The following is a 26,465-nucleotide window of genomic DNA, read 5'->3' on the forward strand; positions in this document are numbered from 1 at the left end:
TCATACATTTCTATTTAAAAATTTAGATGTAAATCATTTTATATCATGATAGCATTCGAAAGGTGTTGATAATGGAAAAAGAAAGGAATGATGAATGATGAATCTGAAGGTTGAGCCCCTGCCTCCTTGCCGCATTGCTTATGTGAGACAGACGGGACCGTATGGTTCTGCGAACGCCGTGGCTATGGAGAAGGTGAAGGAATGGGCGAGAGGGCAGCAATTGCTTGATGGCTCCGCTGTTCTGTTTGGTATTCCGCAGGATAACCCGCAGACTACGCCTCCCGAACAGTGCAGATATGATGCGTGCATCGTAATTCCGGAAGATTATGCAATCGCCGATTCCGCCGGTGATGCTTCAATTCATGAAGATCATTTTTCAGGCGGTAAGTACGCAGTCTGTGTAATCAGTCATACGGCGGAAGCGATCGGGCAGGCGTGGACTGAAATCTTTAAAAGCCTGCACACCAGCGGCCTTCAATTGGACTATAATAAGCCGATTATCGAAAGATACAAGGGAGAGCTGCTCGAAGACGGATGGTGTGAAATATGCGTACCAGTGCTATGAGCAGTTAAGGTTGAATAGACGGCAAAAGAGCCTCCGGGACCACGTTAAGTGGCCCTGAAGGCTCTTATTAAATAGCTGTTGCTATAAGGAAGGCTTGGCTTATTCCTCAGCGCTGCTGTCGGTGTTCTTCGCTTTGGCGTCCTGCGCTGCGACATTCTTCACGCGATCCCGCAGCCGCTGCAATTCCTCGGCCGCCCGGGCTCTAACACTGCCGGTCGTCGGGGTCTCCGCCGCTTCAGGAGCGGCAGCAGTTTCAGGCGTGTAGCGCTCCGGAACCGCCGTACCGGCTTCCCATTCCCGGATTTTGTCTTCCATCCGCTGAAAGCCGCGGGAGACGTGACGGGTGTCCAGCCCGTATGCCGAAGCGGAAGCCGAAGCCCATGAAGCGGGCTTGGGGCTTGCCGCTGCCCGGCGCGCACGTTCGGCCAGCTCGGCGCGTTTGGCCTTCAGCCGGGTTTGCTCTTCCTTGGCTGCCGCAATCTCGTACGCAAGTCCGGCGAGAACCTGCCGGGTCTCCTCAAGGCCATCCTCGCATTCCTGTGCGCTTGCTGTATAGCGAAGCTTGGCCTCAACGGCCGCTCTCGCGGTCATTTCGTCTCCATGCTCCAGCGCTTTGATGGCGTCGCCTTCGCTCAGCTCGGCCAGCATCCGGTATTCCTTCAGCCGGCGTTCCAGCAGCCGTGCCGCCGTCTCCATATCTCTGCTCCGGCGCTCGGCGTCCGCAATTTGATCGTCCAAATCCCGTAAATATTGTCCGGTCATCATGACCGGGTCCTCCAACCGATTCAGGCCTTCATGTAAAGCTGCTTTCGTCAGGGTTGCGATTCTGTCCAGTATACTCATGGTTATCTCTCCTTTGGATTGTGAAATGAAATGGTCAGATTTTAGTAATTATAATGATTGCTGTCCGTGAAGCTGCCGCTGCGGTCGCTCGGGACAATCAGGCTCGCGATAACGTAGACGAAGAGGAATGTACCGACGCTTCCCAGGGCGACAATGATGGCAATCAGACGAATCAAGGTGGAGTCGATGCCGAAGTATTCGGCGAGGCCGCCGCACAGTCCGGTGAACTTGCGGTCTCTTTCGGAACGGAATAATTTTCTCATGGTTATTATCTTCCTTTCGTGATTTCCGTGTTTGATCGGCTGATCTATGTCTTTATTGTAGTGGCTTATGCGCGGTCTCAAAACGGCCTGCAGACGGTTTTGCATTCTCGACCTTAGACGGGGGAAGCCTACGCTGTTGGACGGGGATAACGACACAAAGCCCCCGGATTCGGGGCATTATGCCTCGAATCCGGGGGCTGGGGCGCTTCCGCTGTTTAGTTCGTGCTCTCGCGAATCGAGAGGAAGTGGGTGACATTGGAGTGCTGGGGAATATCCGCCGTCCCCTTGATAAGCTTGATCAGGTTGCGTGCTGACGTCATGCCGATTTCCGCGGCGGAGTATTCGACCGTAGATAACCTCGGCCGGACGACGGACGACAGATAGCTGCCGTCAAAGCCGAATACGGCGAGGTCCTCCGGTATCCGCAGGCCGTGGTCCATCGCGTAATTCATCGCGCCGATGGCCATCCAGTCCGTCGAACAGAAGATGGCGCTTGGCAGCTCACCGCTCCCGGCGATGGTCCGCATGGCGTTCCTGCCATCGTCCACGGACAGGTCGCTCTCCACAACCCAGTCATTGCGGACCGGCAGACCCGCATCGGTCATCGCCTGTCTGAAGCCATCGTAACGGTCGCTGCCGATCCCTGACTCGCCGAAGCCGCGGATCATACCGATGGCGGTATGCCCCTGTTGAATGAGGTAGGTCACAGCTTCATAAGAGGCGGTCACATTGTCCACATGAACGGAAGGTATGGAGGGGACCTTGGAGATTTGGCCGATCACCGTGCAGGACATGCCCGATGATTGTATGGCTTCCAGATGCCGCTCCTCCAGAGGAGAGCCGACGAAGATGACGCCCTCCGCCCGAATCTCCCCGAATCGCTTCAGATAATGCAGCTCGCTCTCAACCGAGCCGTCCGTCAGGCCGATCAGCAGCTCGTAGCCGTATAACCGCGAGACGGAGCCGATGCCTCCGATCAGATCATTCAGCACGGTGTTGCTGAATTGCGGAGCGATCACACCGAGCAGTGCCGCCTCGGCTTTGGACCCTTCGGAAGAGGAGAGACTCATCCGGTATCCCGTCTGTTCCATCGCTTCCATAACCCTGGCCCGGACTTCGTCTTTGACGGGCTTGCTGTTGTTGATGACGCGGGAGACGGTCGAAATCGACACCCCGGCCATTTTGGCGATATCGTGAATCGTTACTTTCATAATGAAACACAACTCCGAACCCAATAGAATAGCTCATTTCAGGAAAATATTTTCCCGACATAAGCGATGCTGCATCGTTTATTGCTGCCTTTTTTCCATATGATCAGTAGAAGAAATGTTGTCGTACAACTGCTTAGGACCCAATAAATTACAGCTGCAGTAAAGGGATTTCTGTAATTCCGCAGGGATGTTGCCGCTTTACCAGTAAACTCATCATAACATGAGGCTGAATGTTTGCCAATTATACTTGACCGGGGAAAATATGATGCTTTATACTCCATTTAGGGAAAATATTTTCCTGTATAGAGAGCTGGAGGAGCTGACGGATTTGGACAGAGTATGGTGGAAAGAAGCGGTGGCGTATCAGATCTATCCCCGCAGTTTTATGGACGGCAACGGAGATGGAATCGGCGATCTGCGGGGCGTTATCGACAAGCTGGATTACTTGAAGGAGCTTGGGATCGACGTCATCTGGATCTGTCCGATCTACAAATCCCCGAATGACGATAACGGCTACGATATTTCGGATTACAAGGACATTATGGAAGAGTTCGGCACAATGGCCGATTTTGACGAGCTGCTGAAGCAGGTCCATGGCCGGGAAATGAAGCTGATTATGGATTTGGTTATCAATCATACCTCGGATGAGCATCCGTGGTTTATCGAATCCCGTTCAAGCCGGGACAATCCGAAGCGGGATTATTATATTTGGGAGGACCCGAAGGACGGGGCAGAGCCGAACAACTGGGACAGCATCTTCGGCGGATCGATTTGGGAATATGACATGGTGACGGAGCAGTATTTCATGCATGTCTTCTCGAAGAGACAGCCCGATCTGAACTGGGAGAATCCCGATGTTCGCGCCGAGCTGTACGACATGGTCAACTGGTGGCTGGATAAAGGCATTGACGGGTTCCGGATCGACGCGATTTCCCATATCAAGAAGCTGGCGGGCTTCCCGGATATGCCGAATCCGGCAGGCCTGCGCTACGCCCGATCATTCGATGGGCATATGAACCGCGAGGGTATTCATGATTTTCTAGATGAACTGAAGCGGGAGACCTTCGATAAATACGATATTATGACGGTTGGTGAGGCCAGCGGCGTGAAGGCGGATGAAGCCGATCTGTGGGTGGACAAGGAGAGAGGCAAGTTCAACATGGTGTTCCAGTTCAACCACATGGAGCTGTGGAACAAGAGCATGGATGCGGGCTTAGACCTCCTGACCTTCAAGAAGGTGCTGAGCGAGTGGCAGAAGAAGCTGGAGGGCAGCGGCTGGAACGCGCTGTTCATGGAGAATCACGACAAGCCCCGTTCGGTCTCGACCTACGGCAGCGACGGCCCGCTCCGGGTCCAGTCGGCGAAGGCGCTGGCGACGATGTATTTTCTCATGCAGGGAACGCCGTTCATTTATCAGGGACAGGAAATCGGCATGACGAATGTGCGGTTTGAATCCATTGACGACTACGATGACGTTCATATGAAGACCTGGTACAGACTGGAGCGGGAGGAAGGCAAGTCTCACGAGGAGCTGATACCGGTCATCTGGAAGAATGGACGCGATAACTCGCGGACGCCGGTGCAGTGGAATGACAGTGAGCAGGCCGGGTTCACGACAGGCACTCCCTGGATGAAGGTGAATCCGAACTACAAGGAAATCAATGTGGAGGCGGAGAAGAGCAACCCCGATTCCATCTACCATTATTACCGGAAGCTGATCGAGCTCCGCAAGACCCATCCGGTTCTGATCTATGGCATGTACGATCTCATTCTGCCGACGCACAAGCAGATCTACGCCTACACCCGGACGCTGGAGGATGAGCATTGGCTGATCATAACGAATCTGTCGCCGGATGAAGCATTGTTCCATCTGCCGAAGGGAATTCGCTATGCGTCAGCGGAGCTGCAGCTTGCCAACTATGAAGCGCCTGAGGGCGGCAGCATCCGCACTCTTCATCTACGTCCGTACGAGGCGCGCGTGTACCGTTTGGCATCACAGGTCTGATAAGAGAACCACGTTTGCGGGTATGCGCAACATCCTCCTTAGGGGGATGGCTTGAATTAGTTTACATGTATATTATGGCTGACCCCGGAAGTTTTGAACTGTATCCCGCTGAAAGTCTCTGGAGACGGCTCAATACTGCCCGGGGTTTTATTGTTGGCTGGACCAAATCCGTATATTTTGGGAGGGACCGGAGCCCTGCAAATATATGCTTTGAATATTGCCGTAATCATTTTTAATCGAAATGTTAAAATCCCCGGTAGACTTCGGAAGAGGCAAAATACTCCCTGTTATTTTTAAGTACAGCGTATTATTGTCATAAGCGGCTTTATATCCTGTAAATTTATTCGCACTATCCGAAAATCCCCCCTTTACTGCGATGATTTCATCCGATACCTTGCATTGCGAAATCATAATCGAGTTCGGACTTATTATATTGTTATAGTTCAACCTGTAAATGACCCCAATCAGCGAAACGACAGCAACAATGCCTATCCCTAGCGTAAGAACCCATTTTCTCGTCATTCTGCAACCTCTTCTCAATCCAATCAATGCCCCTATCACAAAATAAATCATACCATGATCCTGACCAGTCTTTCTTCCATCTTCTAAGGAAAAGAGGCTGGTTTTGTGTTGTGCTCAGTTATCCCTAGCCTTGACATTGTTAATCGAAATCGTTACGATATAAAAATAAATCGTAATAATTACGAATAAGGAGGTTCATCTCATCATGAGAGTTACCGTAATGCTGGCCTGCACCGAGACAGGAGACCGCAATTACACGACAACCAAGAACAAGAAGACCCATCCCGGACGCCTGGAAATGCGCAAGTACTGCCCGAGACTGAAGAGACATACCCTGCACCGCGAGACACGCTAATTCGGCGGGATAGTTGCTGGAGGAACGGATATCAAACGATATATAAGGAGACAAAAGATGAAACGAATTCCGGTCACTGTACTGAGCGGGTATTTGGGCTCGGGAAAGACGACGCTGCTGAATCATATCCTTCACAACAAGGAAGGACTGAGAGTGGCTGTTATCGTGAATGACATGAGCGAGATCAATGTGGATGCCCGGCTGGTGGAGTCCGAGAATACCTTGTCACGGACCGAGGAGAAGCTGGTCCAGATGACCAATGGCTGCATCTGCTGCACGCTGCGGGACGATCTGCTGCGCGAGGTGTACAAGCTGGCTTCGGAGGGACGTTTCGACTATATTCTGATCGAATCCTCGGGAATCAGCGAACCGGTTCCGGTGGCCCAGACCTTTACATATGAGAGCCCTGGACAGGACATCGATTTAACGTCGCTGGTCCGGCTCGACACGATGGTGACGGTTGTGGACGCGCACCGTTTCTGGCATGATTTTGCCTCGGGCGAGAGTCTTCTGGACCGCGAACAGGCGGCCGGAGAGGAAGATTACCGGGATATCGTCGACCTGCTGATCGACCAGATTGAAACCTGCGACGTTCTGGTGCTCAACAAATGCGACCTTGTTGAAGAGGGAGAACTGCGCAAGCTGGAAGGGATTCTGCGCAAGCTTCAGCCTTCCGCCAACATTATACGGTCCATCAATGGAGCCGTAGACCCGGGAGAAATTCTGAACACGGGCCGGTTCGACTTTGAACGGACAAGCATGTCCTCGGGATGGATTGCGGAGCTGAACAAGGAGGAGCATACGCCGGAGACCGAGGAATACGGCATAGCTTCCTTCGTGTACCGGAGCCGAATTCCCTTTCATCCGGAGCGGCTCGGCTCTTTGCTCGGCAATTGGCCGGAGCAGGTCGTCCGCGCCAAAGGCCTGGTATGGCTGGCGGCGCGCGGCGATTTCGCGGCGACGATCGGTCAGGCCGGGCCTTCGATCCAGTTCGGGCCGGCCGGCTACTGGCTTGCTTCCCTGCCGGAGGAACAGCAGCAGGAGATACTGGCGAACGAGCCGGAGGCGAGAGAACGCTGGGATGAGAGATGGGGAGACCGGATGACGGAAATCGTCCTGATCGGGATCGACATGAACCGCGAAGACATCGAAGCTGGACTGAACCGCTGCCTGCTGACTGAAGAGGAGATGACGCAGGACTGGAGCCGGTTCAGCAATCCTCTTCCCTGGCCGGTGGAGGATGAGTCGTTCGCGTAGAACCTTGCAGGCGAATGAATAGACGTTAAATACATGAATAAGAAACAGCGGCTGCAAGGACATCATGGCTTGTCCGGCAGCCGCTGTTTCGTCGTTCGTCAGCGGTTACGTGTTGCTGTAGATTCTTATGCCTTCTCGCGGCTCTGCGCTTTAAGCAGATCGCGGATTTCCGTCAGCAGCACTTCCTCTTTGCTCGGAGCGGGAGGAGCCGGCTCTTCCTTGGGGCTGGATTTCTGGAATTTGCTGAGCAGCTTGACGAACAGAAAGATGGAAGCAGAAATCAGCAGGAAGTCGATGACCGACTGGATAAAATTACCGTATGTAATGGCGGACTTGCCATATTTGAGAGACAAGCCTTTAAAATCCAGTCCGCCGAACAAGATGCCGATCAGAGGGGTGATCAGGTCCTGTACAATGGAGCTGACGATTTTGCCGAACGCTGCCCCTATAACGACACCGATAGCCAGATCCAGCACATTTCCCTTGAATGCGAATGCCTTAAACTCTTTCCACATGAACGTCTTCTCTCCTTATAATTCGATTGTGACCTTGATTGTAACATTTAGACGAAGAAATAGGGAGGGTTTCAGGGTTCATCAATGACTAAATTCACGTCCCTTATCTTGAAGCCGAAGCTTCGGCTGTACCTCAGCACAGCTAGCCGGCTGTCACCGGGCAGAAGCCTCTCAGGAAGTATAGCAATTAAGCATTTACAGGAAATAAGGATCATGTTAAATTTCAAGGAAAGGACAATCGTCCTGCAAATAATCAAATGAACCGAATATCCGCGTTAAAGGTAAAATCATCGAAAGATGATGACACAAAGCTATGGGTCTAAAGCCATCCATCGGAGGGCCATGATCGCCAGGCCGCCATAGGGGTAACCGATAGGGTTAGAAAGATAACTCCAATGGACACAAGTCTATTTGGAGTTTTTTTGTGATTTCGCTCTATTACGGCGCCGTTTTACCGCAAGGATTCGAAAGGGGACAATGCATGAGGAACAATTGGAGAACACTGGGGAAATTTTTGATCGCAGGCGCAGTATTGGTTTCAGGTTCGATCGGATGGACTTCTCATCCTGTTACGGTATCCGCCGCCGCTAACAACAAAGTCATCACAGCGGATCAAATGCTCGCTAAGTTGGCGACAACATCGAAGACACTGAAGAATTTTCATTTGAGTTCAACGAAGAAACAGGACCTTCAGATCGGCAGCATGCGCATAGGCAATACCAACACGCTGAACCTTGATATCAACCGTCTTCCAAGCTTCGCCGCCGCAGGCTCCGTGAATATCGGGTTTCTCGGGACGGACTTTGAACTGTACGCCAACGACAAGGAATACTACAAGGTAGTCGACGGCAGCGACCTTATCGACGAATATGACGAGGATACCGCAAGCGGCGATGTTTACGGAGATTCGGCAAATGGGGAAGCGGTAAATAGCGCTGATGAGATTGATCCCGATTCCCAGTACTGGGTCGGGCTGGACCAGGAAGATTGGTATTCGCTTTACACCAAGGGCCAATTTGACCCCGCTTCCGTGCTTGATTCGGTCAAGGCCTATAAGAAATCCATGAAGGTCTCCACAGCCGGGACACAGACGATCCTTCAATTTACGCTGACCGATGCGAAAGCGGCTAAAGCCGTCATTTCGCTCTATGATCGGGAGAACCTCTATGAGGGGGCAGTGATTCAACCGAAAAGTGTAACCTGGAAACTATACGCCAACAGCAAAACCTGGCAAACGGAGAGGCTGACGGTCGATTTGAATTATACCCTGGTGGAAGATGGCGAGAAGGATGTATACACAACCAAGATTGACGCCAAATATTCCGCTCATAACAAGGTCGCAACGATTGTCAAGCCATCCGAACTGGAATAGAAGAAGTTCAGACAATTTCATATTGGAAAAAAGATTGAGCGCTGTTCGAACGAGCAGCGCTCTTTTTTCACTTCTGCCCGCATGAGCGGCTGGTATCGGAGAATCATCACTTCCAGAATAATGAAGTAGGATGAAATAACTATTATTATTCATAAATATGCAATTTCATGGTGAAATCTTCATTATTTATCTAGTATTGTCGAATTATAAGATAAGACATCTTCATTTCTTAAGTCGCACATGAATCAGAGCCTGAAGATGGACCAAAAGTCGTAAGTGAAAGCATATACAAGCGAACGAAGGGGGATGAAGGAATTACATAATAATCGTCTGTACAAGCTCCTCCCCGATATTAAAGAGCAGTAGGGAGAGGAATATGTATTCACTGATTTTGGGCATCGCGAGCGGCTCTGCCGTAATATCGGCAGCATTCGAAATCAGAGCAATCCAAACGTAAACACTGGGACAGAATCATAACATGGGAGTGATTGTGATGAGATGGATTATGAATATGAGGACCAGCGTCAAACTGATTACTTCGTTTTTAATTGTATCGGCTATTTTGGGTTTTGTGGGACTTTATGGCATCAGCAATTTGAGTAAAATGAACAATTCGCTTAGCGGCATGTATGACAACGGTCTGATTCCCGTTAAATCGGCTTTGACGGCGCAGGTTAGCTATACCCGGATGAGAGTGAACATCCGCGCTGCTTACATCGCGGATACCAAGGAGAGTCTCGATAATGCAATAACCACCTATCAGGACGAATCGAAAACGGTGGAGAGCAGTATAGCGGAATTCAGAAAAACCAAAATGAGTGCGGAGTCACAAAAAATTCTCGAGCCTTTTGACGAGAAATGGGCGGAAGTCATCAGGCTGTATGATCAAGCCATGAAGCTTCGCCAAGATGGGCGAAATGCAGAGATGAAGAGCCTGATCGATAATGAGATCTCCACAGTGGGGGATGAGGTCCGCCTGCTCCTCAATGAGCTGATCGATAACTCGGTAGCAGAGGGCGAACATACGAAGCGAGCGGGCAATGACCTGTTTTTTTCGTCCAGAAATATTACGATTATCGTTATTATTGCGGCCGTTATGATTTCTATCGGCATGGGGTATTTCATCTCCCGGATCATATCCAAGCCCTTATCCAAGGTGACCAAGCTGGTGAACGACGTAGGGAATGGAGATTTGCGCAGCACATTGGATATTGACTCGAAGGATGAGGTCGGACAGCTGGCTACGGGTATGAATGCCATGGTCCACAATCTTCGCGGGATGGTTGGAAATATTCTTGCGCATTCCCAGAGCCTTGCGGCGTCGTCGCAGCAAATATCCGCAAGTGCCGAAGAAATCGCCCACGGCAATGACAGCCAGGCGAGAGAGGCCAGAATGATCAGCGAACTGTTCGGCGAATTATCCACCGCCGTTCATTCCGTCGCTCAAAATACCGAGGTTGCTTCGGAGCTGTCGGTTCAAGCGGCCAAGGCCGCCGAAGAAGGCAACGGCATTATTCAGTTGTCCAACTCCAGCATGCAGGTCGTAAGCCAGCAAATGACTCGTCTTGAAGATGATTCGCAGAAGATCGGCGAAATTATCGAGGTGATTGAGGATATTGCGGAACAGACCAATCTGCTCGCGCTCAACGCGGCAATTGAGGCCGCCCGTGCGGGAGAACAGGGCCGCGGATTTGCAGTGGTGGCCGATGAGGTTCGCAAGCTGGCGGAGCGCAGCGGCGAGGCGACCAAGCAGATTACCAAAATCATCAAAGGCATGCAGGAGAATACACGGTCCAGTGTGAGCTCGGTGCAGGAAAGCGCGGACCTGTCCGAACGTACCGCGGAATCCTTCCAGCGCATCGTATCCTTTGTCAATGATAACGGACAGAAGGTTATGGAAATCGCTGCAGCGAGTGAGGAGCAGGCGGCCCAGACTACAACCGTATTGTCGGCGGTGGAAAATATTTCATCAGCCACGGAGGAGGCTGCGGCAAGCAGCCAGGAGATGGCGGCCACTTCCCAGTCGCTGGCTCATCTCGCCGGTGAGCTGCAGTCTTCGGTATCCACTTTTAAAATTTGACCTGAAGATGGCCGATGGCCCATATCTGCGTAATCCGAGGGATGAGTGGCAGGATGAAATTGGATGCACGGATTGTCGCAAATTCCTCATTGTTGATGAGTTCTTGTTCGCCAAGAGTGCCGGCGATATATTTGTGGAATACGGATTTAAGCTTGCGGGGCAGTAAGCCCTTAAATAATGGCAGGGCTCTATGGATCGCTATGCACGCTTTCGTCAACGATATAGAAGATAACAGACTGTTCCGTCAATCGGGACAGTTTTTATCTGTTCTCAGCGGCAATATGAATTCCATATTCTTATATGGATTATACTTTATCTTATATTTATTAAGGATTTAAGGGGAGTTACAATGTACGTATCATTATATGCGTCATATATGTCTGAATCGCAGAGGCTTGATTGACAACCGGCACCGCAGCGCGTTTCAGGCCTGGGATGGCTTCGCTCCACTCTGGAGCAAATGCCGTCAATAAACGCTATGGGGGGAAGGGTCATGCCGGCCATTGTTGTGAAAGGACTAACCAAGCATTTTGAATACTATGAGAAGGAAGCGGGACTCCGGAGTTCGGTCCAAAATCTGCTGTTTCGGAAAAAGCTGGTGCGCCGCTCGGTAGAGGACATTTCTTTTGAAATCGAGGAAGGAGAGGTTGTCGGGTTTCTGGGTCCCAACGGAGCCGGCAAGACAACGACGCTGAAGATGCTCTCTGGCATCCTGGTTCCGACTGCGGGTACCGCGCAGGTGAACGGGTTTATACCGTGGGAGAGAAAAAAAGCGTTTAAACTGAATTTTTCGATCGTTATGGGTCAAAAAAGCCAGCTGTGGTGGGATTTGCCCGCCAGCGAATCGCTACTGCTGAACAAGAAAATTTATGAACTGGACGATGCGAATTATCGCAGTACGCTGGATGAGCTGTCCGAGCTGCTTCAGGTGAAGCCGCTCCTTAATGTACAGGTCCGGCGTCTGTCACTGGGAGAGCGGATGAAGATTGAGCTGATTGCGGCGCTGATTCATAAACCGAAGATCATGTTCCTGGATGAACCGACGATCGGGCTTGATCTAATCTCGCAGAAAAATATCCGTTCCTTCATTAAAACCTACAGCAGACAGACGAAGACTACGATTATCCTGACCAGCCACTATATGAACGATATCGAAGACTTATGTAAGCGTTCCATTATCATCAATAGGGGTTCTTTGGTGTATGATGGCGATTTATCGCGGCTTAATATGCAGGTCGGGGAGCGCAAGCGGATTCGGGTTCAATTCGAGCATGAAATAGGAAGAGAGGAACTAAGCAGGTACGGGCGTGTTGTTGAGTCTGAGCCCGGCCGGGCCGTGCTGGAAGTGCCCAAGCAGAATGTCCGCGAGAGCCTTCAGGCTATGCTGGGTCACCTGGCCGTGCAGGACTTCAATATTGAGGATTTGCCGGTAGAGGAAAGCCTGGCGGAGCTTTACAGGAAGGACGGTGAGGTGCATGAAGCCGACGGGCAAGTATGTTAGATGCTATGTTCTGGGCATTCAGAACGCCATGGAGTACCGTGCCGATTTCTGGCTCAGCATGGTCGGACAAATATTTCCGCTGCTCATTCAGGTGTTTCTATGGAAAGCGATTTTTGCAGCGTCGGATTCACAGCAGGTCTACGGGTACACCTATGATCAAATGATCGTCTATACTCTGATGGCGCTGGCAGTCGGCAAGGTGGTGTCCGGAGGCTTCGAATATGAAATTGCCGCAGATATCAAAAATGGAGGACTCAGCAAATTCATTGTGCAGCCGGTCAGCTATTTCGGATACCGGGTCAGCAGCTTTTATGGCGGTAAAACGGTGCAGCTTCTGTTCTTCGGGATAATCGTCACGGCGGCGCTCGGCGGAGTCGCACTGTTCGGAGAGCTGCCGCTGACCGGGGGATCGGCCCTGCTGTTTATACCTTCGGTTCTGATGGGCATCATTCTGAACGGGATGATCTTTTATCTGCTCAGCCTGCTGGCCTTCTGGATCACGGAGGTGTGGGCGGTGTTTCTCGGCTTTAATGTGCTGTCCAATATTCTGAGCGGCGGCGTGTTCCCGCTTGATGTGTTCGGCCCTACGGCGAACCGCGTCTTCGGCTGGCTGCCGTTTCGGTATACGATCTATTTCCCGATCAATGTTCTGAACGGCAAGCTGTCTCTGCATGAGGTGCTTGCAGGTCTCGGCTGGCAGGCGGTATGGACGGTAATCGTGATCCTGCTGGCGGTCAGCTGCTGGCGGCACGGGCTCAACCGGTATGTGGGGATCGGAGGATGATGGGCATGAATGCAATGAAAGAGATCATCAAGCATCTTCAGATATTCGGATTGTTTATTAAAAATTGTCTGATCGCCCAGATGGAGTATCGATTGAATTTTGTCATCGGCATCCTGACAGAGAGCGCGTTCTCCATAGCCAAGCTGTTGTATGTTATCGTGATCTATGGGGCCGGCGTCGATATTAACGGGCTGTCTCCGGATCAGGTCCTGCTGTTCATTGGAACGTACATGCTGATGACGGCGATCTATACGATGTTCTTCATGGAAAATTTCTTTCAGTTGTCGGAGCATGTGCGCAGCGGGTCGCTGGATATGTTCCTTACCAAGCCGGTGTCCGTGCAGTTCATGGCAACCTTAAGACGCGTCAATTTCGCTTATCCGATTCCGAATCTGCTGGTCGGCTCAGCCATGGTATTGACAGCGAAGCATCGAATGGCGCTGGAGGTTACCCCATCGGCTCTGGCTCTGTATTTGCTGCTGATTGCAAGCGGTACGCTGCTGATGTACGCGCTGTTTCTGCTCCCGCAGCTTCTAACCTTCTTCATTGTCAAGACGCAGTCCGTAATCGAGATCGCGGATAAGCTGTGGGATTTCAATAATATGCCCATGCTCATCTATAACAAATGGATTCAGCGTGCGGGCATTTTCCTCCTGCCCATCTTTGTCATAACAAACTTTCCGGCGATGGCTCTCCTGGAAAGGCTGAGCGGCGCCTATGCCGTGTGGGGGTTCATCGTGCCGGTTCTTCTGTTCGCGTTAACGCGGAAGGCCTGGGTCTTCTGCCTGAAGCGATACAGCAGCGCCAGCAGCTAGGCTGACCTGCTGCCGGATGATTATGCTGGCAGATGGCCGACCTGGCGCCGGCTGATTATACCGGCGTATGCCGTCGGATGAGCGAACTGGCGAGGCATGCAAGGAGGCGGCTCCAAGGCTTTTTCGTCTGAATTCATGTTTGAACGGACATTTCTTTTGCCGTATGATGAAGGAACGGAAAGGGAGGGGAGCATTATTGGAAGGACGATCATTGCTTGCCGGCCAGATCAGGAGTCATCTGCCTATGTATCTTACGGCCGTTATCTTCTTGGCGGCCGCCAATGTCACTTACGCTAACTTCCCGAGGGTGCTGGGCCGTTTTACGGACAGTCTGGAGCGGGGCGGGCTGAGCCGGGAGGCCATTCTTACGTACAGCCTGGCCCTTGCCTTAATCGCGGTCGTCTACGGAGGCTGCTTCGGACTCGGGCAGTATATCAATCACCGACTTGGAAGGCAGTTTGAGTATCAGACCCGGCAGCTGCTGTTCCGCCATTTTACCACTTTAAGCGAGTCTTTTTACTCCCGGAACGGGACAGGGAAGCTGCTGAGCTATTTTATGAATGACGTCACGACTGTAAGGGAATCCATCGCCAATGGACTCAACCAGATGACCAATGCCTCGGTGCTGCTGATCTCCGTTATCGTGATGATGAGCATAAGCGGGATTCCGCCGCTGCTCATCTTTGTCTGCCTGCTTCCACTGCTGGCAATTCCCGTGCTGGTCGTCTGTCTCGGTCCCCGCATCCGGGAGCGCTCGGGCAAGGTGCAGGAGGCGCTGGCCGCAATGACGGAATCCGCGGAGGAGCAGTTCGAAGGGATCAAGGTGACGAAGACCTTCGCCGCCGAGGATGTGGCGAGAGCGCGCTTCGGAAGTACGGTGGAGACAATCCGGGAGAATCAATTGTCCCTGGTGCGGATGTCATCGCTGTTCCAGGCGCTGCTGCCTTTTACGGGCGCGGCTTCACTGGCGCTGTCCATCGGCTTCGGGGGCTATCTGGTCACCCGGGGAGAGCTTACGCTCGGAAGCTTTGTTGCGCTGACGCTGTACCTGCGCATGATCATGAACCCGCTGCAGCTGATCGGCAACGTGATCAACTTCATGCAGCGCTCCAGAGCGTCGCTGGACCGGCTTAACCGGCTGCTGGGAACCCTGCCGGACATCCGGGAGGCCGAGCATCCTCGGATGTTGGACGGCCGAACGCCGGAAATCGAAATCCGGAATTTGACTTTTACGTATCCGGAAGCGGCGAAGCCTTCTCTGGAAGGCTTGACGTTCTCGCTGAAGGCGGGCGAAACGCTGGGCATTATCGGCCGGACGGGGAGTGGCAAGACGACGCTTATCAAGCTGCTGCTTCGGGTATACGACCCGCCGTACGGAACGGTCTTTATCGGCGGCAGCGATATTCGCGGGCTGTCCCTGCGCAGCCTGCGCACGAAAGTCGCCTATGTCCCGCAGGACGGCTTCCTGTTCAGTACGACGATCCGGGATAATATTGCATTCTCGGACCGGGCCATGGATCTGGACGAAGTGGAGGAAGCTTCCCGGCTGGCGGAGATTCACGGAAGTATATCTGAGTTTCCGGGTCGGTATGAGACGAAATTGGGAGAACGGGGGCTGACGCTGTCCGGCGGTCAGCGCCAGCGCACCGCGCTTGCCCGTGGCCTCATTAAGGATGCGCCGGTTCTGCTGCAGACGACAGCGTCAGCGCGGTCGATGCGGTGACGGAGACGCGGATTCTGGCCAATCTGCGGAAGGTGCGGAAGGGGAAGACCACGATTGTGGTCGCCCACCGCATCAGCGCCGTCCGCCATGCCGACCGGATTATCGTTCTGGAAGAAGGACGTATTGTCGAAAGCGGGAATCATGAATCGCTGCTTGCCGCCGGAGGGCGCTACGCCGAGCTTCTTGCCATCCAGGAGGGAGGAGACCGCAATGGCTCAGACCCGTCTTAAGGAATCCGGGAAGAACGCCCCTGATCCTTCGCGCCGGTCCGGTGCGGCAGGTACACGTTCGGAGAGAAGCCAGGCGCTCGGCATTCTGCTCTCCTATGCGAAGCCCGAGCGTGCAAGCCTGCTGGGAGTCGCGGGCTGCTCCCTCTTCGCGATCTCGGCGGATCTTCTTCAGCCGCTGCTGATGAAGTTCGCGATTGACGAGCGGGTGCTATTCGGCCGGCACGGCCTCCGCACCCTGCTTCTGCTCGCCGCAGCCTATCTGCTGCTGGCGGCGGTGAGCGTGCTGTTCGCCTATTTGCAGGCGAACCTGCTGCAGCGCACCGGGCAGACGATCGTCGCCCGGCTGCGGGGGGACCTGTTCCGGCATATTACGGATCAGTCGATGTCCTTCTTCGATCGGAACGCCAGCGGCAGCCTCGTTACGAACGAGTCGAGCGATACGGAGACGATCAACCAGTTCTTCACCCAGGTGCTGCTCAGTCTGATCCGGGACACCATGTCACTGGTCCTCATTATCGGATTCATGTTCGCCCTGGATGCCCGGCTTGCGCTGTACTGTCTGCTGCTGCTTCCGCTGATCGCCGCGATAGCCATCGCCTTCCGGGCGTATCTGCGCAGGACCTACCAGGAGAGCCGCTCCCGTCTGTCCCGCCTGATCGCATTTACGGCGGAGAATCTCTCCGGCATGAGTCTCATTCAGGCGTTCCATCAGGAGAAGGAGCAGACCCGGAGGTTCACGGAGTATAATGGCGGCTACCTGGCGGCCAATCTCAGAGAGGTGCGCGGCTCGGTGCTGTTCAACCGCTCGTTCGATATTCTGGGCAATCTGTCCGTCGCCTTCGTCGTCTGGATTGGCGGTATTGCAGTGCTGAAAGGCAGAGTGGAGTTCGGCGTGCTGTACGCCTTCATCAGCTACATCCGGCAGTTCTTCCAGCCGATCAACCAGATTACCCAGCAGTGGAACACGCTGCAGTCCACGCTCGTCTCGGTGGACCGGCTGCAGCGGATCTTCGCCATGGAGTCGGAGGTGCAAGATCCCGAGCCGTCCCAATCCGTGTCCCTGACCAAAGGGAGCATCCAGGGACAGGTCGATTTCAACAATATCTCCTTCTCCTATACGAAGGGACAGGAGGTGCTGCACGGCCTTGACCTGCATATCCGGCCGGGCGAGTTCATCGGGATTGTCGGCACGACGGGAGCGGGCAAAAGCTCGCTCGTCAACCTGCTGACCCGCTTCTATGATGTGAACGAAGGCAGCATCCGGATTGACGGTGCGGATATCCGCCTGCTGCCGCAGGAGAAGCTGCACCGGATCGTCGGACTCGTGCAGCAGGAACCTTACCTCTACTCCGGAACCATTGTCGACAATGTGCGGATGTTCCGCGAGGAGGTGAGCCGGGAGGAGGTCATCCGGGCCTGCCGGCGGGTTGGCGCTCATTCCAGAATTGAGCGCCTCCGCGGCGGCTACGATACCCGGCTCTCCGATAAGGGCAGCGGGCTGTCGGCCGGTGAACGCCAGCTAATCTCCTTCGCCCGCATTCTGGTCATGCAGCCGAAGATACTCATCCTCGATGAAGCGACGGCCCATCTGGATTCCCATACGGAACGGCTCATCCAGCGGGCCCTCGACGTAGTCTCGGAGGGGCGGACAACGCTGGTGATCGCCCATCGGCTGTCCACCGTCCAGCATGCCTCCCGCATTCTCGTTATGCGGGACGGCGTGATCGCCGAGGAGGGTGATCACGCGTCGCTGATGGCGCTCGGCGGATATTACGCCGAGCTGGTGCGCCATTCGCGGCAGGGAAGTGCAGAGACTCAGGCGGCAGCGGGCGGAGAGCCCAATTCATGGAGGAGATGAATGCTGTGGAAGCCAGGAAGCTCAAGATATGCGTCTTTAATTACAGGGAGTTCGACGAAGCCAGGCATTTTCAGGAGATTGCCAGGGAACTGGGGATAGAGCTTGTCATTTGCCGGGAGGCCCCGACCCTCTCTACGATCCATCTCGCCAAGGGGTGCTCCTGCGTCTCGATCATCACGACGCCTATGGACGCTGCGCTGATCGGCGAGCTGCATCGCTTGAACGTGACGATGATCTCAACTCGAACAGTCGGCTTCGATCATATTGACCTGAAGGCCGCCCGGGAACTGGGAATCCGGGTCAGCAATGCGACGTACGCTCCCGAGGGCGTGGCCGATTATACGATCATGCTGATGCTGATGGCGTCGCGGCAGATGAAGCGGATTATGGAACGGGCCCATATTCAGGACTTCTCGCTGGATGGGATTCAGGGCCGGGATTTCGCCCGCATGACGATCGGCGTTATCGGCACCGGCCGGATCGGGCAGACGGTCATCCGCCATCTGTCGGGATTCGGCAATCCGCTGCTGGCCTATTCACTCTCGGAATCGGAGGAAGTGAAGAGGTACGCCACGTATGTCCCGTTGGAGGAGCTGCTACGGGAATCCGACCTGATCACGCTCCATGCGCCGGTCGATGAGAGCAATTACCATATGATCAATGCCGATACGATCCCGAAGATGAAAAGAGGGGTTATCCTCGTTAATACCGCCCGTGGCGCGCTGATCGATACAAAAGCGCTAATGGATGGGATCGAAAGCGGACAGATCGGGGCGGCGGCGCTGGACGTCATTGAGGATGAGACTTCCCTCTACTACCATGACCTGAAATCCAGCGTGCTGGGCCACCGCGATCTGGCTGTTCTCCGCAGCTATCCGAATGTGATCGTGACGCCCCATATGGCCTTTTATACGAACCAATCGGTACAGGATATGGTATACGCTTCGCTGAAGAGCTGCGTATTGGAGGCGGAAGGCGCGGAGAATCCCTGGCGGGTCGTGTAGACTGTAGACAAGACAGGCGGCAAATGCTCTGACGAATATGGATATGAAAGATATGAATGCTGAAAATCCCGATCATCCGGCTTGCCGGACCGATCGGGATTTTTTGCCTGGAAATATAAGAATGCATAGGCTTCGGCTTAACGCCAAAGAGGACGCAGGTGTTAACCTTGCGGAGAACCGGTGAGCTTTATAATTCTGTACTCACTTACCCGATCTGCGGCGTGGATTCCCGAATGACAGGCTTCGTGTAAATATGCGAGACCTGATAGGGCTGGTCCGGATGATCGATGCGGGACAGCAGCATTTCGGCGGCCGACACGCCCATTTCATTGCTGTAGATGTGCACGGTCGTCAGCTTCGGCTCGATAATTCGCGACTCCGGCGCGTTGTCGAAGCCGCAGACGACGATATCCTTCGGTATCGACAAATTCAGATTCTTGAGCGCGGTCATGAAGCTGACGGCGATAAAATCGTTGGCGCAGATGAAAGCGGAGGGAAGCTCGGCCATTTCCTTGAGCTTGTGATCGGCCCAGCCGGGGCTTGAGAAGAACAGCCCGTCATCGTCCAGCACGCTCTGCGAAGGATCAAGCTGAATGCCGGCTTCGCTCAGGGCGCGATTGAAGCCGACCCAGCGTTCCTGGAAGCTGCGGCAGTGATTGCGGTCCCCGATGAAGCCGAAGGTCTTGTAACCGCCGTCAATCAGCCGTTTGGTAAGCTGGTAAGTACTGTGCTCGTTCTCCATGAGCAGGACGTCGGCCTGAAAGTCCGGGTAGCAGACAAATGCCGAGCAGTCGATGAAGATGGCCGGAATCTCAAGGCCGGTGATCATCTTGCTGTACTCCAGATCGAAGAGCTCGATGCAGATAATGCCGTCCACAGCGGCCGCGTCGAAGTTATTGGGGAGCGACAGCGTTTTCTTTTCAATATCACGGATGATATGAATGGACAGATTATAGCCTTCCGCGCTGATCCGCTTCTCCAGGCCGCTGATAAGCGCGGAGCCGAAATGGGAGGTGTTGGGCAGATTCTCCGTCAGCAGGGCGATATTCTTCGGTGTTTTGGCTGACAGAAGGCTTTCGCTTTCCATCAGGGAGAACTGCTTGTATTTCAGTTCAATTGCTTTCTTGATGACTTTGTTACGGGTTTCTTCGGGGATTCCCCCGGTGCCGTTCAAGGCTTTGGAGGCCGTATTTCTGGAGATTCCCAGTGCATCGGCGATATCTTGTATGGTCACTTTATCCCTGGCCATGTATATCCTGTCACCTCTATATATTCGAATTCTGGTGTTCGCTGTCAGCAGGGAATATCCCGCTTATTCTTTCTTAAATGTATACTAGTTTTTCCAAAATAGCAACATAAACTTTACAAATGCACAATTTCATTTACATTATTGATCGACAAATTAGGTGAAAATCAAAATTTCATCTGCATTTTTGGTCTTTTTACAAAATGTAACCGCAATCTTGCAGAATTTAGTTGTCAAATGAACAAAAATATATTTACAAAATGTATTGACGTATGCCGAATGCTTTGGTAAATTGTAAATGCGGAAGGGCAAAATGACCAATTGTAAGCCCTCACACCAGTTGAAGAATGGAGGCTAAGGCTTTGCAAAACACTCTGGAAGCGAATCACGGCAAGACGGTGACGAGGCGGAAAAGCTCCTTATGGGAGTTTGTCCGAAAGCACTATTTTTTGTATCTGCTGCTGTCGCCGGCTTTGATTCTGACCCTTATATTCAAGTACGGGCCGATGTACGGCGCCATCATCGCCTTTAAGGATTTCAGCCCGGTCAAGGGCATCCTCGGCAGCGATTGGGTAGGCTTGTATAACTTCGAGAAGTTCCTGTCTTCACCCAACTTTGAAGTGATATTTATGAATACGCTTAAACTCAGCCTGTTCGGACTGATCCTGAGCTTTCCCGTTCCGATCCTGCTGGCCTTGATGCTGAATCAGGTCCGGCGGTCCGGCGTCAAAAAGAACATTCAATTGTTCCTGTACGCGCCCAATTTCATTTCCGTCGTCGTCGTGGTCGGCATGCTGTTCATCTTCCTGTCGCCTACAGGCCCGATTAACCAGCTTGTGACCTGGATAACCGGCGAACCGGTGATGTTCCTGTCCCGGCCGGAGTACTTCCGCTGGATTTATATCCTTTCGGATATTTGGACGGGAGCGGGCTGGGCTTCGATTATCTATGTGGCGGCGCTCGCGAATGTTGATCCAGAACTGCATAACGCGGCCAATCTGGATGGAGCCAACCTGCTGCAGCGCATCCGGCACATCGATCTGCCGACAATCAAGCCCATTATGGCGATTGTCTTCATTCTCGCAGCTGGAGGCATCATGTCGATCGGATTCGAGAAGGCCTATCTCTTGCAGACGGCGACGAACCTGCCGACATCCGAAATCATCCCGACCTATGTGTATAAAATCGGCCTGCAATCCGGCGACTACGCCTACTCGGCTGCTGTGGGGCTGTTCAACTCCCTGATCAACGTCATTTTGCTCGTTGTGGTGAACACGATTGTCAAGAAACTGAATGAAGGCGAAGGCCTGTACTAGAGAAAGGAGCAACCGCTCATGTTCATCAAGCATACCCGGATGGACCGCTTCATGCTTACGCTGAATGCCGTCCTGCTGACCCTGGCCGTCCTGCTTGTCGTAATCCCGCTCGTCTATGTGGTGATCGCTTCCTTCATGGACCCGTCGGTGCTGCTCAGCCGGGGTCTATCGTTTCATCTCAAGGACTGGTCGCTAGACGGCTATGAGAAAATCCTGACCAATCCGGCCATGATTCGCGGATTTGGAAACGCTGTCTTGTATTCGGTCTGCTTCGCCCTCCTTACCGTCAGCGTCTCGGTCTGCGCAGGCTATGCGCTGTCGGACGACCGGCTGAGAGGAAGAGGCCTCTTCATGACCCTGTTTATCATCACGATGTTCTTTGGCGGCGGGCTCGTTCCGACCTACCTGCTGGTGAAGAATCTGGGCATGCTCAATACGATTTGGGCCGTTATCATTCCCGGTTGCATCAACGTCTGGAATATCATTTTGTCCAGGACATTCTTCAAGAGCGTTCCCAATGAACTAAAGGAAGCCGCCAATGTGGACGGGGCGTCGGAAATGCGGATCTTCTTCGGCATTGTGCTGCCGCTGTCCAAACCGATTATATTCGTGCTTGCGCTATACGCTTTTGTCGGCCAGTGGAACTCCTATTTCGACGCCATGATCTATCTGGACAATCCGAACCTGCATCCCCTTCAGCTCGTGCTGCGTTCCATCCTGATCCAGAACCAGGTCGATCCGGGCATGATCAGCGACCAGCTCGCCATGGCGGAAATGAAGCGGCTGTCCGAAATCATCAAATATGCTGCGATTGTCGTATCGAGTCTGCCGCTCATCATCATGTATCCGTTCTTCCAGAAGTACTTTGAGAAAGGTGTTATGCTCGGTTCCCTGAAATAGGAACGGGCTGCACATAGAAAGAGTCTTGTATTCATCCTATTTTGGAGGTCATAACCATGGGAAGATTCACGCGTTCACAAGCAACGACTAAGGCGGCATCCGCAGCTGCGCTGGCTTCACTTCTGTTCCTGTCCGCCTGCGGCGGCAGCGGGGAAAGCGGCAAGTCAACCGAAGCGGACCCGAGCGCAAGCGGAAAGGTCACTCTGAACATGATCACTCAAAGCTCGCCGCTGGCTCCGGCCGATCCGAACGACAAGCTGATCGCGAAGCGCCTGGAAGAGAAGACCGGTGTTCATATCAACTGGAAGAACTTCACCAAGGATGTGTTCGTCGAGAAGCGCAACCTCGCGGTCGCAGGCGGCGACTTGCCGGACGCGATCTTCAACGCGGACTATTCCGACTACGAGCTGCTGAAGCTCGCCAAGGACGGCACCATTATCCCGCTGAACGATCTGATCGATAAATATATGCCGAATTTCAAAAAAGTGCTGGAGGAAGCTCCGGACTACAAGAATATGATTACCGCGCCGGACGGCAATATTTACGCTTTTCCGTGGATTGAGGAGCTTGGACAGGGCAAGGAACGCATTCAGGCGGTGGACAGCATGCCGTGGATCAATGTGACCTGGCTGAAGAAGCTGGGTCTCGATATGCCGAAGACGACGGATGATCTGAAGAAGGTGCTGACCGCCTTCAAGACGCAGGACCCGAACGGCAACGGCCAGGCGGATGAAATTCCGCTGTCCTTCATTAACAAACCGGGAGCGGAGGATCTGGCCTTCCTGTTCGCCTCCTTCGGACTCGGGGAGAATCCCGATCATCTGGTGGTCAGCAATGACGGCAAGGTCATCTTCACGCCTGCCGAGGAAGGCTACAAGAACGCCGTATCCTATATTCATGATCTGTACAAAGACGGGCTTGTCGATGTCGAATCCTTCACGCAGGACTGGAGCACATATGTAGCCAAGGGCAAGGACCAGAAGTACGGCCTGTTCTTCACCTGGGATAAGGCCAACATCTCGGGAGACAACAATGATTATGAAGTGATGCCTCCGCTCGCCGGACCGGACGGACAGGTTAACGTGACCCGGACCAATGCGCTTGGACTCGGACGCGGTAAAATGGTCATCACAAGCGCCGACAAACAGCTTGAAGCGACGGCGAAATGGGTGGACCAGCTCTATGATCCGATCCAGTCCGTGCAGGACAACTGGGGGACTTATGGGGATACGGCGCTGCAGAACATTTTTGAATACGACGAGACCAAGAACACGCTGAAGCATCTGCCGCTGAACGGCGCCGCTCCTGTCGAGCTGCGGGAGAAGACGAGTCTGGGCGGGCCGCTGGCCGTACTTGACTCCTATTACGGAAAATACACGACCGTTCCGGACGACGCCAAGGAGAGAATGGACATCGTCAAGAACATCATGGCGCCGCATATGCAGGCGGACAACGTCATGCCGAGCGTCTTCAATTCGATCGAGGAGCTGGACCGGTTGACCACAATCGAGACCGACCTGTTCGCCTATGTGCTCCGGATGCGCTCGGAGTGGTATGAGAACGGCAAGGTCGACGAGCAGTGGAGCAGCTACTTGAAGGAGCTGGACCGTCTCGGCCTGCAGGAATGGATGAAGATCAAGCAGACCGGCTATGACCGGGCGACACAAAAATAAGACAGAGATTAAGGAGAGATCCATATGTCCGCCATTGTAAAAACCGATTACCGCAGCGCCTACCACTTCTCGCCCAAGGCGATGTGGATGAACGACCCGAATGGGCTGGTCTATTTTGAAGGTGAATACCATCTGTTCTTCCAGCACCATCCGAACAGCATGGGAATGGGCGACATGCACTGGGGCCATGCGGTCAGTCGGGACCTGGCAACGTGGGAGGAGCTGCCGATCGCACTGGCTCCGGATGAGTATGGCATGATTTTTTCGGGAAGCGCCGTGGTGGATTGGAACGATACGACCGGATTTTTTGGCGGAGAGCCAGGACTTGTCGCCATCTTCACCCATCATCTTGACGGAAAGGAAGGCGCCCCCAACATCGAGCGGCAGAGTCTGGCCTACAGCCTGGACAAAGGGAGAACCTGGATCAAGTATGAGGGCAACCCCGTACTGGAGCATGAGAACGGCATCGACTTCCGCGATCCCAAGGTGTTCTGGCATGCAGCAACGAGCCGCTGGGTTATGATCGTCGCCTGCGGCCAGGCGGCAGAGATCTACCATTCCCCCGATCTCATTCACTGGAGCGCGGGAAGCCGGTTCGGTGAAGGCATCGGTTCGCATGACGGGGTATGGGAATGTCCCGACCTGTTCCCGCTGGCTGTGGACGGTGAGGCATCCAACATGAAATGGGTAATGCTGGTGAGCATCGGGGCGAACCCCGCTCTGGCGGAAGGGTCGAGAACGCAGTATTTTACAGGGGATTTCGACGGAGCCGTCTTCACGCCGGACGAAGATTCCCGGACTGTGCGCTGGCTCGATTACGGCCGCGACAATTACGCCGGCGTAAGCTGGTCCGATATGCCGGAGGAAGACGGAAGACGGCTGTTCATCGGCTGGATGAGCAATTGGATGTATGCGGGCTTGACCCCGACGGAAGGGTTCCGGGGAGCGATGACCATTCCGCGCGAGCTTGCACTGGAGACCAGAGCAGGCGTGACCGTTCTCGTGCAGCGGCCGGCCCGGGAGCTGGAAGCCGTCCGCAAGCCGGTTCACAGCCTGAAAGGAGCTTCACTCGGCAAGCTTCGCAAGCTGCTTGACGGCCTTCGGCTGGAAAGCTTCGAAATCAAGGCGGAGATCGCCGCCGGAGCATCGGCCGGATTCAAGGTTCGGGCGGGAGCGGATACCGAGACGCTGATCGGCATCGACGGAGAAGCTCAAGTGCTGTATGTGGACCGGAAGGAATCGGGAAGACATTCCATTCATCCGAACTTCCTGGGGCGCCATACGGCGAAGCTCGAAGTCAGCGGCGAGACGGCAACGGAACTTCGCATCTTCGTGGACCGCTCTTCGGTTGAGGCGTTCGCAGGGGGAGGGCAGGCCGTCATCACGGATCTGATCTTCCCGGAGCCTGATTCCACCGGTGTCGATGTCTTCGCGGATGAAGAGATGGCCTTCCTCTCGCTTGAGATTTACTGGATGGACCCGCAGTCTGCGGCAAACGGCGGCCAGAAAGCGGAGGGTTAAACCATGAGAATCGGAGCGGTTGAGGCGGGGGGCACGAAATTCGTCTGCGGAATCGGGAACGAGCATGGAACCATTGAGGATAAGATCAGCTTCCCGACCGGGCATCCGGATGAGACCGTGCCCAAGGTCATTGAATATTTCAAAGACAAGTCCGTGGACGCCATCGGCATCGGATCGTTCGGCCCGATTGATGTTACGCCGGAGAGTCCGACCTACGGGTTCGTGACGACGACGCCCAAGCCGGGCTGGGCGCAGTACGATCTGCTCGGCATTCTGCGGCGGGAGTTCCCGGTGCCGTTCGGCTGGGACACCGACGTGAACGCCGCTGCTCTGGGCGAAGCCAAATGGGGCGCCGCCCGGGGGCTGTCCAGCTGCCTGTATTATACCGTCGGTACCGGAATCGGTATCGGCGTGTATTCGGAAGGCAGGACGGTTCATGGCCTGGTGCATCCGGAAGGCGGGCATACCTTGGTCAGACGCCATCCTGATGACGATTTTGGCGGTATTTGCCCTTATCACGGAGACTGCCTGGAGGGAATGGCGGCAGGCCCCGCCCTGGAGGCCAGATGGGGCGCGAAGGGTCATGAGCTGCCGGAGAACCATGCGGCATGGGAGATCGAGTCCTTCTATCTCGCACAGTCGATTTCGAATGCCGTTCTGCTGCTGTCCCCGAAGAAGGTCATTCTAGGCGGAGGCGTCATGCAGCAGTCCCAGCTGTTCCCGCTCATCCGGGAGGGTGTGCGGCGGAACCTGAACGGGTATGTGCAGTCCGGCGTTATTACGGATGATATCGGGAGCTACATTGTTCCTCCGGGTCTCGGCCAGCAGGCGGGATTATGCGGAGCATTGGCTCTGGGAGTAGAAGCGTGGAAGAATCAAACCTCGTCCGTTTGAATCAGGGCGGGT

The 26,465-nt window shown here is 53.9% G+C and carries 22 protein-coding genes, 1 pseudogene and 1 riboswitch; of the genes and pseudogenes, 17 read left to right on the forward strand and 6 right to left on the reverse strand.

Features of this window, described 5'->3' with window-relative positions; translation table 11 throughout:
- The first annotated feature begins 97 nt into the window (after positions 1-97).
- The gene (locus tag KIH86_RS13365; RefSeq protein ID WP_223085561.1) at positions 98-565 is read left to right on the forward strand and encodes an AraC family transcriptional regulator; all 468 of its coding nucleotides are present in this window, start codon (positions 98-100) and stop codon (positions 563-565) included.
- 99 nt (positions 566-664) lie between these two features.
- Here the strand turns inward: KIH86_RS13365 and KIH86_RS13370 are convergent, their stop codons facing one another.
- The 3 genes from KIH86_RS13370 to KIH86_RS13380 form a co-directional block, all read right to left on the reverse strand.
- Positions 665-1,408 (reverse strand): PspA/IM30 family protein, encoded by a 744-nt coding sequence (locus KIH86_RS13370; RefSeq protein ID WP_223085560.1) that lies wholly within the window; start codon positions 1,406-1,408, stop codon positions 665-667.
- Positions 1,409-1,449: 41 nt separating this feature from the next.
- Complete coding sequence (locus KIH86_RS13375; protein ID WP_223085559.1) at positions 1,450-1,671, reverse strand: PspC domain-containing protein; 222 nt, start codon at positions 1,669-1,671, stop codon at positions 1,450-1,452.
- Between the two features lie 215 nt (positions 1,672-1,886).
- A complete protein-coding gene (locus KIH86_RS13380) occupies positions 1,887-2,882 on the reverse strand; it encodes a LacI family DNA-binding transcriptional regulator (protein ID WP_223085558.1) in 996 nt (331 codons plus the stop codon).
- A 328-nt stretch (positions 2,883-3,210) separates the two neighbouring features.
- Between KIH86_RS13380 and KIH86_RS13385 the strand changes: the two genes are divergently transcribed.
- Positions 3,211-4,887, forward strand: a complete 1,677-nt coding sequence (locus KIH86_RS13385; RefSeq protein ID WP_223085557.1) for a glycoside hydrolase family 13 protein — start codon at positions 3,211-3,213, stop codon at positions 4,885-4,887.
- Between the two features lie 147 nt (positions 4,888-5,034).
- Here the strand turns inward: KIH86_RS13385 and KIH86_RS13390 are convergent, their stop codons facing one another.
- Positions 5,035-5,409, reverse strand: coding sequence for a hypothetical protein (locus KIH86_RS13390; RefSeq protein ID WP_223085556.1), 375 nt, complete (start codon positions 5,407-5,409; stop codon positions 5,035-5,037).
- Positions 5,410-5,614: 205 nt separating this feature from the next.
- Between KIH86_RS13390 and rpmG the strand changes: the two genes are divergently transcribed.
- Together rpmG and KIH86_RS13400 are read left to right on the forward strand one after the other, a co-directional pair.
- The gene (gene rpmG, locus KIH86_RS13395) at positions 5,615-5,764 is read left to right on the forward strand and encodes a 50S ribosomal protein L33 (RefSeq protein WP_223085555.1); all 150 of its coding nucleotides are present in this window, start codon (positions 5,615-5,617) and stop codon (positions 5,762-5,764) included.
- 57 nt (positions 5,765-5,821) lie between these two features.
- The gene (locus KIH86_RS13400) at positions 5,822-7,021 is read left to right on the forward strand and encodes a GTP-binding protein (protein ID WP_223085554.1); all 1,200 of its coding nucleotides are present in this window, start codon (positions 5,822-5,824) and stop codon (positions 7,019-7,021) included.
- Positions 7,022-7,146: 125 nt separating this feature from the next.
- Here KIH86_RS13400 and mscL read toward each other — a convergent pair whose 3' ends face one another.
- Complete coding sequence (gene mscL / locus KIH86_RS13405) at positions 7,147-7,536, reverse strand: large conductance mechanosensitive channel protein MscL (protein ID WP_223085553.1); 390 nt, start codon at positions 7,534-7,536, stop codon at positions 7,147-7,149.
- Between the two features lie 270 nt (positions 7,537-7,806).
- A riboswitch (cyclic di-GMP riboswitch) is annotated at positions 7,807-7,898 on the forward strand.
- Between the two features lie 119 nt (positions 7,899-8,017).
- On the opposite strand from mscL, the gene KIH86_RS13410 reads away from it, so the two are divergent.
- The 8 genes and pseudogenes from KIH86_RS13410 (at position 8,018) to KIH86_RS13445 (ending at position 18,903) form a co-directional block, all read left to right on the forward strand.
- Positions 8,018-8,908, forward strand: coding sequence for a DUF6612 family protein (locus tag KIH86_RS13410; protein WP_223085552.1), 891 nt, complete (start codon positions 8,018-8,020; stop codon positions 8,906-8,908).
- 493 nt (positions 8,909-9,401) lie between these two features.
- Positions 9,402-10,988: a methyl-accepting chemotaxis protein gene (locus KIH86_RS13415; protein WP_223085551.1), complete on the forward strand. Its 1,587-nt coding sequence runs from the start codon at positions 9,402-9,404 to the stop codon at positions 10,986-10,988.
- Positions 10,989-11,481: 493 nt separating this feature from the next.
- The gene (locus KIH86_RS13420) at positions 11,482-12,489 is read left to right on the forward strand and encodes an ABC transporter ATP-binding protein (RefSeq protein ID WP_223085550.1); all 1,008 of its coding nucleotides are present in this window, start codon (positions 11,482-11,484) and stop codon (positions 12,487-12,489) included.
- Positions 12,464-13,273, forward strand: coding sequence for an ABC transporter permease (locus tag KIH86_RS13425; protein WP_223085549.1), 810 nt, complete (start codon positions 12,464-12,466; stop codon positions 13,271-13,273). Before KIH86_RS13420 ends, KIH86_RS13425 begins: the two co-directional genes overlap by 26 nt.
- A gap of 5 nt (positions 13,274-13,278) precedes the next feature.
- On the forward strand, positions 13,279-14,088 hold the full coding sequence (locus KIH86_RS13430; protein ID WP_223085548.1) for an ABC transporter permease: 810 nt from the start codon (positions 13,279-13,281) through the stop codon (positions 14,086-14,088).
- 196 nt (positions 14,089-14,284) lie between these two features.
- A pseudogene (locus tag KIH86_RS13435) lies at positions 14,285-16,041 on the forward strand (ABC transporter ATP-binding protein).
- Positions 16,022-17,899, forward strand: a complete 1,878-nt coding sequence (locus KIH86_RS13440; protein ID WP_223085547.1) for an ABC transporter ATP-binding protein — start codon at positions 16,022-16,024, stop codon at positions 17,897-17,899. The pseudogene KIH86_RS13435 and the gene KIH86_RS13440 overlap by 20 nt, the downstream one beginning before the upstream one ends.
- On the forward strand, positions 17,887-18,903 hold the full coding sequence (locus tag KIH86_RS13445; RefSeq protein WP_223085546.1) for a D-isomer specific 2-hydroxyacid dehydrogenase family protein: 1,017 nt from the start codon (positions 17,887-17,889) through the stop codon (positions 18,901-18,903). Before KIH86_RS13440 ends, KIH86_RS13445 begins: the two co-directional genes overlap by 13 nt.
- A 205-nt stretch (positions 18,904-19,108) precedes the next feature.
- On the opposite strand, the gene KIH86_RS13450 is transcribed toward KIH86_RS13445, so the two are convergent.
- Complete coding sequence (locus tag KIH86_RS13450; protein WP_223085545.1) at positions 19,109-20,152, reverse strand: LacI family DNA-binding transcriptional regulator; 1,044 nt, start codon at positions 20,150-20,152, stop codon at positions 19,109-19,111.
- 344 nt (positions 20,153-20,496) lie between these two features.
- Between KIH86_RS13450 and KIH86_RS13455 the strand changes: the two genes are divergently transcribed.
- Genes KIH86_RS13455 through KIH86_RS13475 form a run of 5 tightly spaced genes read left to right on the forward strand, consistent with a single transcriptional unit; the run spans position 20,497 to position 26,453 of the window.
- Positions 20,497-21,465, forward strand: a complete 969-nt coding sequence (locus KIH86_RS13455; protein ID WP_052098258.1) for an ABC transporter permease — start codon at positions 20,497-20,499, stop codon at positions 21,463-21,465.
- Positions 21,466-21,483: 18 nt separating this feature from the next.
- The gene (locus KIH86_RS13460; protein WP_223085544.1) at positions 21,484-22,365 is read left to right on the forward strand and encodes a carbohydrate ABC transporter permease; all 882 of its coding nucleotides are present in this window, start codon (positions 21,484-21,486) and stop codon (positions 22,363-22,365) included.
- Between the two features lie 56 nt (positions 22,366-22,421).
- Entirely contained in the window at positions 22,422-24,038 is a 1,617-nt protein-coding gene (locus KIH86_RS13465; protein WP_223085543.1) for an ABC transporter substrate-binding protein, read from the forward strand.
- A gap of 24 nt (positions 24,039-24,062) precedes the next feature.
- On the forward strand, positions 24,063-25,559 hold the full coding sequence (locus KIH86_RS13470) for a glycoside hydrolase family 32 protein (RefSeq protein WP_223085542.1): 1,497 nt from the start codon (positions 24,063-24,065) through the stop codon (positions 25,557-25,559).
- A 3-nt stretch (positions 25,560-25,562) separates the two neighbouring features.
- On the forward strand, positions 25,563-26,453 hold the full coding sequence (locus tag KIH86_RS13475; protein WP_223085541.1) for an ROK family protein: 891 nt from the start codon (positions 25,563-25,565) through the stop codon (positions 26,451-26,453).
- Positions 26,454-26,465 lie beyond the last annotated feature (12 nt).

The organism is Paenibacillus sinensis (genome assembly GCF_019904155.1).
Lineage (GTDB): Bacteria > Bacillota > Bacilli > Paenibacillales > Paenibacillaceae > Paenibacillus_AQ > Paenibacillus_AQ sinensis.